Annotated in this window: 11 protein-coding genes; all 11 read right to left on the reverse strand. The window is 61.9% G+C overall.

Annotated elements, in window-relative coordinates; all coding sequences use genetic code 11:
* Window positions 1–1061, reverse strand: a 1061-nt coding sequence (locus AC11W3_RS18100; protein ID WP_484093493.1) for a protein-glutamate methylesterase/protein-glutamine glutaminase, incomplete at its 3' end; no start/stop codon positions are given.
* 2 nt (window positions 1062–1063) lie between these two features.
* Window positions 1064–1558 carry a chemotaxis protein CheD gene (locus AC11W3_RS18105; RefSeq protein WP_484091898.1) on the reverse strand — a complete coding sequence of 165 codons (495 nt, stop codon included), beginning with the start codon at window positions 1556–1558 and terminating at the stop codon, window positions 1064–1066.
* Window positions 1555–2412 (reverse strand): CheR family methyltransferase, encoded by an 858-nt coding sequence (locus AC11W3_RS18110; protein ID WP_484091899.1) that lies wholly within the window; start codon window positions 2410–2412, stop codon window positions 1555–1557. Before AC11W3_RS18110 ends, AC11W3_RS18105 begins: the two co-directional genes overlap by 4 nt.
* A gap of 38 nt (window positions 2413–2450) precedes the next feature.
* Window positions 2451–4538: a chemotaxis protein CheA gene (locus AC11W3_RS18115; protein ID WP_484091900.1), complete on the reverse strand. Its 2088-nt coding sequence runs from the start codon at window positions 4536–4538 to the stop codon at window positions 2451–2453.
* A complete protein-coding gene (locus AC11W3_RS18120; protein ID WP_484091901.1) occupies window positions 4535–4900 on the reverse strand; it encodes a response regulator in 366 nt (121 codons plus the stop codon). The genes AC11W3_RS18115 and AC11W3_RS18120 overlap by 4 nt, the downstream gene beginning before the upstream one ends.
* On the reverse strand, window positions 4900–5256 hold the full coding sequence (locus AC11W3_RS18125; RefSeq protein ID WP_484091902.1) for an STAS domain-containing protein: 357 nt from the start codon (window positions 5254–5256) through the stop codon (window positions 4900–4902). Before AC11W3_RS18125 ends, AC11W3_RS18120 begins: the two co-directional genes overlap by 1 nt.
* Window positions 5257–5271: 15 nt before the next feature.
* Complete coding sequence (locus AC11W3_RS18130; protein WP_484093494.1) at window positions 5272–7062, reverse strand: methyl-accepting chemotaxis protein; 1791 nt, start codon at window positions 7060–7062, stop codon at window positions 5272–5274.
* A gap of 299 nt (window positions 7063–7361) precedes the next feature.
* Window positions 7362–8006: a metal-dependent transcriptional regulator gene (locus AC11W3_RS18135; RefSeq protein WP_484091904.1), complete on the reverse strand. Its 645-nt coding sequence runs from the start codon at window positions 8004–8006 to the stop codon at window positions 7362–7364.
* Window positions 8007–8072: 66 nt separating this feature from the next.
* Complete coding sequence (locus AC11W3_RS18140; protein ID WP_484093495.1) at window positions 8073–8261, reverse strand: hypothetical protein; 189 nt, start codon at window positions 8259–8261, stop codon at window positions 8073–8075.
* A gap of 322 nt (window positions 8262–8583) precedes the next feature.
* On the reverse strand, window positions 8584–10575 hold the full coding sequence (feoB, locus tag AC11W3_RS18145) for a ferrous iron transport protein B (protein WP_484091905.1): 1992 nt from the start codon (window positions 10573–10575) through the stop codon (window positions 8584–8586).
* A gap of 191 nt (window positions 10576–10766) precedes the next feature.
* Window positions 10767–11198, reverse strand: a complete 432-nt coding sequence (locus tag AC11W3_RS18150) for a Fur family transcriptional regulator (RefSeq protein ID WP_484091906.1) — start codon at window positions 11196–11198, stop codon at window positions 10767–10769.
* Window positions 11199–11240: the final 42 nt, after the last annotated feature.

Consider the following 11240-nt stretch of genomic DNA (forward strand, 5'->3'; position numbering starts at 1 on the left):
AGCCGCAGCACTTCCCTGCTTATGGCGTCGAGGGGGCGGATGTAATCGACGCCGCCCAGCTTGATCGCCTCGTTGGGCATGCCGAAGACGATGCAGCTCGCCTCGTCCTGGGCGATGTTGATGGCGCCAGCCTGCTTCATCTCCAGCATCCCGCGGGCGCCGTCGTCGCCCATGCCGGTCATGATGACCCCGACCGCGTTCTTGCCGGCATAGCGGGCAGCCGAGCGGAAAAGGACGTCGACCGAGGGGCGGTGGCGCGAAACCAGGGGGCCGTCCTTGATCTCGACGTAGTAGCGGGCGCCGCTCCGCTTCAGGAGCAGGTGGTGGTTGCCGGCGGCTATCAGGGCCCGCCCGCGCACCACGGTGTCGTTATCCGCCGCCTCCTTCACCGTAATCCGGCACAGGCCGTCGAGACGCTGGGCGAAGGCGCGGGTAAAGCCTTCCGGCATGTGCTGGACGATGACGATGCCGGGGCAGTCGGCGGGAAGCGACTCGAGAAAGACCCGCAGCGCCTCGGTCCCCCCGGTGGAGGCGCCCACCACCACGACCTTCTCGGTGGTCTGGATCATGGCCTGGCTCTTCGGCTTCTCGATGATCACGTCCGCTGTCAGCTTGGGTGCCACGATGCGCGAGGCCGTGGCCGAGACCCGCTTCACACGGGCGAGGCTGGCCGCCTTGACGGCCTCGCAGATGCGCACCCGCGAATCCTCGATGAAGGCCTTGGTACCCAGCCGCGGCTTCTGGATGATCTCCACCGCGCCGAACTCGAGCGCTTTCAGGGCGGTCTCGGAGCCGCTCTCGGTGAGGCTCGAGCACATGACCACCGGGATCGGGTGCTGGCTCATGATCTTGTGCAGGAAGGTGATGCCGTCCATCCGCGGCATCTCGACGTCCAGGGTGATGACGTCGGGAACCTCGTGCTTGATACGTTCCGCGGCGATGAAGGGGTCTCCGGCGGTGGCCATGACTTCTATCTGGGGATCCGATGACAGGATCTCCGTCATGGTCTGTCGCACCACGGCAGAATCGTCGACAATCAGAACTCTGATTTTTTTCGCCATGGCTAGATCTCCGTCTTCCTGAGCCTTTTCAGGAAGACCTCGCCGGTGTGGGTGTTGAAGATGATCTTCCGGCCCCGGGGGCCGCCGAGATCCTGGGTTACCAGGCGCAGCGACTCGGCATCCACCAGGCGCAGCGCCATCTCTATGTTCTGCTTCCCGACGCTCTGCCCCCTCCCCTCGCTCTCGAACATGTCGGCCCCCCCGAAGAGTTTAGCCTCGATGTCCTCTTTCTGCACGCCGTGGGCCGCCAGACCTTCCAGCATCAGCCGCATGGCGCACTCCACGTACTTGCCCGCCTCGGCCTGGCACTTGGGGCAGGGCGTTTCCCTCCGGCAGGTGGGCAGCAGCGCGTGGCAGATCGCGCCCACCCGGTGCCTGGGGCTGAACATGGTGATGGCGACGCAGGATCCCAAGAGGGTCGTGACGGTCGTCGGTGTGACTGCCAGCACCAGCTCCCCCGGCTTCAGGAAGTGTGCGGCAGCGTCGGATTTTCTCATCTGAGCTTCCGGTAGACGGTCGGGTAGACGCTCACCAGCGGGACATCGAGGCCGCTCAGGGTCTCGGAGTGCCCCATGAAGATGAAGGCCCCGTTCTTCATCTGCCGGTGGAAGCGCTGCAGGAGCTTTTCCTGCGTAGGGCGGTCGAAATAGATGATGACGTTGCGGCAGAAGATGATGTCCATCTGCTCGCGCAGGCCGAAGTCCTCGTCCATGAAGTTAAGGCGGCGGAAGCGGATCTTCTGGCGCAGTTCGGGGACGACCCTGACCATGCCGCTAGTGCGGTCCTTGCTCCTCAGGAGGTACTTCTTCTTCAGGTTGAACGGGATCGGCTCGGCCTGGGTCTCGTGGTAGATGGCGTTCTTGGCCTTTTCCAGCACCCTGGTGGAGATGTCTGTGGCCAGGATCTGGAAGTCGAAGCCGGGGTTGGCCGCGGCGTATTCCGACAGCACCATGGACAGGGTGTAGGGCTCCTCCCCCGACGAGCATCCGGCGCTCCAGATAGAGAGGGTCTCCCCCTCGTGCCTCTTGAGCCAGGCAGGGAGGACCGTCTGGGTCAGGTAGGTGAAGTGGTCCGGCTCCCTGAAGAAATCGGTCTTGTTGGTGGTGACCATGTCCAGCATCTGCACCAGTTCCTGCTCCTGCCCCTCCGGTGCGAAGAGGTAGTCGCAGTAATCGGTGAAGCTGCGTATGCCGAGGCTCCTGAGCCTCTTCTGGAGGCGGGCCTCCAGCATGGTCTTCTTGACCTCGGGCATCTTGATGCCGCAGGTGTCGTATATGAAACGGCTCAACCTGTTGAAATCCCGCATCGAGAGGGCTGCGGGGCGGTCGATGCCGCGTGCTGCATCATCCATAACTTAGCTGCTCCGAAAGTAGTGTCCTGGTCTGAGGCTCAGGCCGCCTCGGCCTCGACCGACTGCACGAGTTGGGGAACGTCGAGGATCAGTGCCACGGAGCCGTCTCCCAGTATGGTGGCCCCCGATATCCCCTCGACATGCTTGTAGGCGCGCCCCAGCGACTTGATTACCGTCTGGTGCTCGCCGATGACGTTGTCGACCACGAAGCCTACCCGGCTCCCGTTGACTTCGGTGATCACGATCTGTTCGATCTCGGGAGAGCCCCCGGTGATGCCGAAGCGCTCCCTGAGCGGGATGTACGGCACCAGGTGCTCCCGCACGTGCGCGAGGTTGCGGCCGTGCGAGCGCGCCACGTCCTCGCGGGTGAGCTCGACGCACTCGTCCACCAGCGCCAGCGGCAGCATGAAGGAGTCGTTGCCGATCTTCACCAGGAGGCTCTCGATGATGGCCAGGGTGAGCGGGATGCGCACGGTGATCTTGGCCCCCTCCCCGCGGACGCTGGTGATGTCGATGGTGCCGCGCAGAGCCTCGATGGCCCGCTTGACCACGTCCATGCCGACGCCGCGCCCCGATACCGAGGAGATGGTCTTGGCCGTGGAAAAGCCGGGGGCGAAGATCAGGTTGAAGAGTTCCTTGTCCGAAAGTTCCGCCGAGGCGGGAATCAGCCCCTTCTCCACCGCCTTGGCCCGGATGGCGTCCTTGTCGAGCCCGGCGCCGTCGTCGTCGATGGTGATGAGGACGCTGTCGCCTGAGTGGACGGCCGCCAGATGGACCTTGCCCTGTCGCGGCTTTCCCGCCTCCTCGCGCACCGCGGGGAGCTCGATGCCGTGGTCGATGCTGTTCCTGATCAGGTGCACCAGCGGGTCGTTGAGCTTCTCGATCACCGTCTTGTCGAGCTCGGTTTCCGCCCCGTCGGTGGTCATCTCGATCTCCTTGCCGAGCTCGCTGGAGAGGTCGCGCACCAGCCGCTTGAACTTGCTGAAGGTCGAGCCGATGGGGAGCATGCGGATGTTGAGGGCGCTGTCGCGAAGCTCCGCGGTCAGCCGCTCCACCTCTTCCGCGATGGCGGAGAGCTCGGTGTCGGCCCGCTCGGCGGCGGTCTGGGAGAGGCGGGCCTGCACCGTCACCAGCTCGCCGACCAGGTTGACCAGCAGGTCCAGCCGGTCGGCGGGAACGCGGATGCTGGAGGCGGCCTCGGCCTGCTGCTTCTCCTGGCGGACTTCCTTCACGTGCTGCTGCTCGACCAGCGCCGCCTGGACCTTCGCTTCGGGGACAAGTCCCTTGGAGACCGCGAGCTCGCCGAACCTCTTTTGCTGTGCGAGCACCCCGTCCATCTCTTCCCTGGTGATGTCCCCGCGCTCCAGCAGGATCTCGCCCAGCTTCTTGTATTCCACCGACTCGGAATAGCGGTCGTGCTCGGCGATCCTTTGTATGGTCAGCTCGCAGTCATCCTCCACGAAGATGAAGACGTCCCTGATGGCATTTTCGCCCTGGTCGGTGGTGAGGATCACGTCCCAGTAGACGTAGCACCCTTCCGGATCCATCTCCTGGAGGGTGGGGAAACCGGTGGTCTGGGCCACCACGTTGCAGGGACCCAGTTCCTTCAGCTCGGCCAGCAGTGTCAGGGGATTGGTACCGCAGGCGAAGATCCCGCGGACCGGGATGAAGCGGATGCGGTAGGTTGCCTTGTCGGGAGGTGCCTGCTTGGCCGCCTTGACCTCGACGCTGGCTGCCGCCGGGGCGGTCTCGCCGGCCAGGGCGCGCAAGCCGGAGATGATGCGGAAGCTCGCATCTATGTCGGCGCCCCCTCCCCCGTCCGCGTTGTCCAGCATGGTCTTGATCAGGTCCCGGGCCTCCAGTGTCAGGTTGACCAGCCGCTTGGTCACCTCGAGCTTGCCGTTGCGCACCATGTCGAAGATGGTCTCGACCTCATGGGTGAAGGTCGCGATGTCTTCGAAGCCGAACATGGCCCCGGATCCCTTGATGGTGTGCATGGCGCGGAAGACCCGGCTGATGAGGTCGATGTCCTCGGGTCTCTCCTCCAGCTCCAGGAGCGAGGTCTCCAGTTCCGCGAGCAGTTCGTACGCCTCTTCCTTGAATGCCTGCCTGTGGACGTCGATCATCCCAGCACCTTCTTCACAACCGCCATGAGTTGTTCGGGCTTGAACGGCTTGACGATCCAGCCGGTGGCGCCGGCGGCCTTCCCTTCCTGCTTGCGGGAGTCCTGCGATTCGGTGGTCAGCATCACGATGGGGATGAACTTGCAGGCGGGCAGCGCGCGGGCCCCCTTGATGAGCCCTATGCCGTCCAGGTTGGGCATGTTCAGGTCGGTGATCAGCATGTCGACCTTTGTGGTGGAAAGCTTCTGCAGCGCGTCCTTGCCGTCGACCGCCTCCACCACCGTGTAGCCGCCCTGTTTGAGGGTGAAGCTGACCATCTGCCTCACGCTTGCCGAATCGTCTGCCGTCATAATTGTCTTAGCCATCAATTCTGTCCTCCGACCCAGATGCAACTGCACGATTTGTCACGGGAACACCCGGTATGCCGCTGGAACCCGGCCTCTGCCGCGGCCTTGCGGAAGATCCCGTTCCCGTCGTCTCTTAAAATGAAGCGCTTTCCAGCCAGCTCGGCGCTTTGATGGGCCGCGCAAAGAAGCTGCAGCCCGGTCAGATCTATCCCGGAGATGGAGGAAATGTCGATCTGCAGTTCTGCGGCCGTCTCCAGCGAGCCCAGCAGTTCCTCCCTCAAGCGGGACGCGTCACTTATCGTCATGCCCCCCGAAACCTTTAGTTCCTCTCGGCCACCCGGATACTGGAGGCGTTCTATCGTCATCTCGTCCATATGGGTCCTCTCGTCCTAGAATAGTTCAACGTTCCCGCCGAGATCGTCATCGGCGGAAGGCACCGGTTCCGAAGGGCTTCCGGGGGCCTGATTGAAAAGGGATTCATGGATGTTGCGCTCACTCTGCATGGTGTAGCGGCTGGCCAGAGCTTCCAGCTGCCCCCCCTGGGAGCCTGCCGGCGCGAGCCGCCGCGCTTCCCTGGTGATCCCGGAGAGTTCCTGAACCGCACGCTCCAGCACCGCCGAAACCTGGAGGTGCACCGACATCCCCGCGGTCACATCCTCTATCTCCGTTGACAGCGCGGCAACCGCCTGGTCCATTCCGCCAAGGGAGCCGCGCAGTGTGTCGTTCACCCCGCGCAGCACGTCCAGGAGCGAGGAAAGGGTGGAGACCATCACTTCCACCTCTACCTTCAACCCGGCCGATTCGTCCCTGACCCCGTCTCTCAGCCGCTCGGTGACGGCGATGATGGAGTGCAGGATCTCCGCCACCGAGCCGGTGTGGTCTATGGCGTCGATGGAGAGTCTCTGGATGGCCTCGGCCAGGACGCCGAGGGCGGCCCCCTCGTCTCCCGTGTAGGCCGACTTGATCTGGGCGTTGAGGGCGATCAGCTTGATCTCCTCGCCTATCTTTTCTATGTCGCCGACGAAGGAGGAGATTTCCCCGACCGTTTCCGCGACCGATCCCATGGCCTGGCAGAGGGTGTTGGTTACCTCCGAGCTGGACAGAAGCGCGCTGCTCACCACCGAGATGTCCTTCTCTATCCCGGAGAAGAAGCTGCCCCCTGCCTGGTCTGCCATGCCGGCCATGCCGCTGGTCCTGGCCGAGAGGGACCCCTGCTTCCTCGCTACGTCCCTCAGGCTGTCGATAATGGTGCGCACCGCCGAATCGAGGGCCGAGTCCGCGTGCTTTAGCTGGGCGGTCTGCAGCTCGCAGATGCAGGCCACGTCATCCGCCCCGGCAAGCCCCGTCGCCAGTGCCTGTCTCAGTTCGGTCAGCGCCTCGTCGACGTGCTCTATCTGCTGCCGGACGATGTCGTGCGCCTGCATCGACATGACCACCTCGCCGATGCTGCGGGAGACCTCTTCGGACACGGCGGAGACCTCGGCGACCGAGCTGGAGCAGCGGGCGTTGATGGAGGTCAGGGTCTCGAGACTCCCCCTGGTCTTCTGGAGGGTGGCTATCACCCTGTCGTGCTGCTGGGCGCCAGAATCGAGCACACCGGTCAGGGTCTGAGCGATGGCGCCGGCCAGTTCGTCCTTGCGCTTGATGATGACGGCGGCCTTGTCGTTGACCTGCACCGACAGCTCCCCGACATCGCTGGCGAGGGTGTCGAAGCCGGCGGCGCTCTGTCCCAGCCGCGCGCTCTCGATCCTGGTGGATATGCCGAGCATCCTCAGCACCTTGTTCACCTTCTTGAACCCAGACAGCGGGCCCGCCACTTTCCCAAGGAGGCCGAGTGTCTCGCGCAGGGTTCCCGAGCTGTCCCCGATCTCCCTGAGCGCGCGCTCCACATAGCGCTCCATCTCGTCCAGGATCTGGCCGAGTTCGGTCATGGTCTCGGTGACCCTGTCCCCGGCAACTTCACCCACCACCGCGGTGGCGAGGGAAGAGATGTCGGTACCGCGCTGGTAGAAATCCTGCAGCCTGCCGCCGATGGTGAGAAACTCGTCCTCCGTCGACCGTGCGATCTCCCTTAGCTCGGCAGCGACCTCGTCGAGAACGGAGGCCCATCCGGCGGAAAGCCTGCTAAGTTCGGCATCTGAAGCCGTGTCTGCGACTGTATCCTTGACGGCAGATATCATGAAAGGTCCTTCCTTTGTTGCAGGAGGTTGATGGGTGCCGGAGCACATGAGCTCCGAGACCCGTCACTTTTAATGGTATCGACGGGCAGGGCAATATCTTGAAGGTTTTTTCGGCAGGATAAGAAAAACTATGGTGACGGAATCGGGTGGGAATATGGGTGTCGAGGCGCCGGCGAGAAAGGTCGGATGGTCGCAGTAGCAGCGTCGCTTAACTGAGGGATGGTGACGAAAAAAGGCGCCCCCGCAATGGGAGACGCCTCTTCTTCAACTCATCAACTTTGCCAACCTCATGATGCGACCTACCGCCTGACGAAGATCTCCTTGGCCATGGCGGTGTCGATGGCGAACTCGGAGAAGCCGACCCTGAAGATGTAGGAAGGGAAGGATTGCAGCAGCGAGATGCGGTTTCCGGGGAGCACGCCCATCGCCATAAGCTTCTGCATCTTCTTGCTGTCCTCGGTCTGGATGTAGGCGATGTCACCCTCCTCTCCCGATTTCAGTTCGGTAAGCGGCACCACGCCGAGGTCGCCGCTTTTGCGGGCTTCCTCGCAGCAGTCGCCCTGCGGAATCGGCTTTCCGTGCGGGCAGGTGACCGGGTGGTTCAGCATGGTGCAGACCTTGGTGTCCACCCCCTCGTTCAGCAGGTGCTCGAACTGGCAGGCCTTGACGTCGCCGCTCTCGCCGCGGATGTTGAGCACATCCATCATCAGGCGTTCGGCCAGGCGGTGGCGCCTGATCGTTTTGCGCCCCTCCTCACGCCCTTCCGGACGGAAGTAGATGCGCTCCCCCTTGATCTCGATAAGGGCCTGGGAAGCCAGTTCATTATACGCGGCATCCGAAGCGGGGATTTCCATCTGGTCCAGTTCGGCATAGCCGTGGCCGTTTTCCTCCGACTCGATCCAGAGAGCCTCCAGTATCTCTTCGGCTTTGTCGCTTAGTTTCATACCATCTCCTTTAACAAATTGCTCTATTACAGTTAATGGAAGACGAGTGCTTCCGTCGTTATCTCCCTACCCTTCCGCACCCTGGCCCTTCTTCAACAGCTTCTTGATCTTCTTCACCAGTGCCGGTTCCGGCGGATTTTCATAGTTACAGCGGGGGCACTTGATCATCTTGCATCCCCCGGACATGGGGCAATTCTTGCACCCCACGTTACCCTCTTCTTCGCGGAACTCATGCCCGCAAAACCCGCACCGCATACAACCTCTCAAGAGCAATGTATAGTCCATGCCCTACGTCATCCATTCAACTGCCTGCCATCATCCCTGTACTGCCTGGACTATGTATGTAACTGCCTGGGTTTACTCTGTGCCCCCGACCGTTCTTCTCACCGGGCTTGACTCTGATCCTGCCCCCGCGCAAAGCTTCAGTCTTTGCCCCCTTCTTCCGAGTCTTCCGAGTCTTCCGTGGTCAAGAAAGGGACCACACGTCCCTCCCTTGACAAAGGGGGGACAGGGGGGATTTGCCTTACTCATTGCCGATAGAGTGTACAACCTTAGCACTCAAAGGCGAGACCTGAAGCTACAGTAGCGAGGTAAAGAGGAGGAACCGGTTCAAAAGCCAGCCGCTGCCGAAGGCGAAGGTCGAGACGAAGAGCCCGATGCTCAGCGCCACATTCCACCCGCGCTCCTTCTTCATGATCAGGAACTGCGCGACGCAGGGGATGAAGAGGGTCAGCGTCACAGCTGCCACCGTCAGCTGCCTGGCGTTCAGCAGCCCCTGGGTCTGCAGGTCGTACAGCCCGGCCGCGCCGTAGTCACGCCGGAAGAAGCCGAAGATGAAGGCGACCGCCGTCTCCTTCGGCAGCCCCAGCGAAGCCATCACCGGGCTCAGCCACCGCACCATGACCTCGAAGAAGTTGGTTATCTTGCCGAGCCACAAGAGCACCGAGGCCAGGACGAAGAGCGGCAGGATCTCCATGAAGTACCACTGCATCCTGGTGTAGGTCTTGGTCAGCACGTTGCTGAACTGCGGCAGCCGCATGGGCGGTATCTCCATGTAGAACATGGGGGTCTCGCCGGGGAGAAGCTTGGCAGTCAGCAGCCCGACCAGCAGGAAGATCAGGAGGAGACAGACGATCCAGACCGCCAATGCCCCCGGCGCCTTTGAGAGGAGCGAAAGAATAACCCCAAGCTGTGCGGAGCAGGGAATAGCCAGTGCCAGAAGGAGTGTCGCTATCACCCGCTCCCGCACCGTCTCCAGGGTCCTGGTCACCATGGTCGCCATGGTGTCGCAGCCGAAACCGAGTACCATCGGGATGACGGCACGACCGGTCAGGCCCAGGGTCTTGAAGACCCGGTCCACCAGCAGCGCCAGCCGCGGGAAGTAGCCGCTGTCCTCCAGGACGGAAAAGAAGAGGAAGAAGGTTGCGACGATGGGGAGGATGATGCCGACGGCATAGCGGATGCCGAGCGTTATGATCCCGTACTCACCGATCAGGAGTTCCTGGATCACGCCCCAGGGAACGTAGCTCTTCACCAGCATGGTGATCCAGGGATTGAAGTGTTCCTTGAAGCCCTTGTTCTCAAGTATGTCCACCAGAGTGCCGGCGCCGAAATCGCCGACGAACTTGTAGAGCCCGAAGTAGAGGACGATCAGCAGCAGCGGGATCCCTGTTGCCGGGCGAACCGTCAGGCGCGAAATCCTCTCCGCCAGCGTCACCACCCGCTTTTCCGGGGCTTTGAAGGCGCCGTCAAGGATCGTTTTGACGATGCGCTTTCTCTCCATCGAGAGATCGAGATGGAACGATTCCCTGCGCTCGAAACGCTTGGTCTTTACTCCGGCCTCGACCTCATGAGCGCCGTCGCCTTCGGTAGTCCGGACGAGTTCGGCCACTTCCCCGTCCCCCTGCAGCAACAGGAGCGCGAGCGCCTTCTTCGAGAGTATGTACTTTCCGGTAAGGCGTTCGGAAATTTCGCTGATGTCCGCCTCGAGGGCTTTCGAGTAGCGGAAGGGTGAGGTCGGCGTGCTGGCGGAGTTGGCGATGGCGTTCCTGATCTCGGGGAGCCCCACCTTCTTCGCGGTTGCGGCGCCGATCACCGGGATGCCGAGGCGTTCGGAAAGGAGGGGGATATCGATCTTCAGACCCATGCGGGCGGCCTCGTCCATGATGTTGACCACTAGGATGACCGGCAACTCGGCCTCGATCAGCTGCAGCGTCATGGGAAGCATTCTCTCGAGGTTGCGCGCGTCGAGGACGTGGATCACGAGATAGGGGCGCTCGTTCAGCAGGATCTCGCGGGCGACCCGCTCCTCCTCGGTAATGGGGAGAATCGCGTACATGCCGGGGGTGTCGATGATCTCGAACTCCTGGCCGTTGATCGTGGTACTGCCTCGGGAGACCTCAACAGAGGTACCGGGATAGTTCGAAACGGTGACATAAGCGCCGGTGAGCGCATTGAAAAGAACACTTTTCCCGACGTTGGGATTCCCGACCAGTGCCACCTTTCTGGCGCCGCTGGAGGCCACGGTTACCGTTTCGTGGCAGGAACCCTTCTTGCTTAAAAAAGACATGATATCAACTACCCCTCTGACTTTTGATGCCCGGGATTGGCGAGCATTACTGCCAATGAAAATCACTTTCACATTGACGAGAAAATTTTTTACTGCAACCGACTCAGTGGTGAGGAAAAGAGCACAGCAGGTTTCAATATCTGCACGGGAAGCTGGTCCGAACAGAGGCCAAGAGAAGCTATCTCAGCGGATCACTTTCTGCAGGTGCCGCACAGACCGTAGAGCTCAAGCCTGTGACGTTCGATGAGGAAGCCGCGGCTGGCAGCGACCTCGGACTGCAGATGTTCGATCGTCTCGTTCTCGAACTCCTCGATGCTGCCGCACCTGGTGCAGACCAGGTGATCGTGGTGCTCCCCCTCCCCCACATGCTCGTAACGGGTCTGGCCGTCGCCGAACTGCATCTCCCTGGCGATGCCGGCCTCAGCGAAGAGTTTCAAGGTGCGGTAGACCGTGGCGTAGCCGATGTTCGGGTGCTTCGCCCTGAGCTTGAGGTAGAGCTCCTCGATGCTCAAATGCCGCTCGCTCGAGAGAAAGCTGTCGAGGATGATGTCGCGCTGCTTGGTCGTCTTGAGTCCGCGCTGGGAGATAAAGTCTGCGAAAACTTTTTTCTTGGCTCGTTTCATGAGAACCCCAATTGAAAGTGGATGTCATATTAGCCGGACAGG

The sequence above is a fragment of the Geomonas sp. genome, assembly GCF_056994735.1.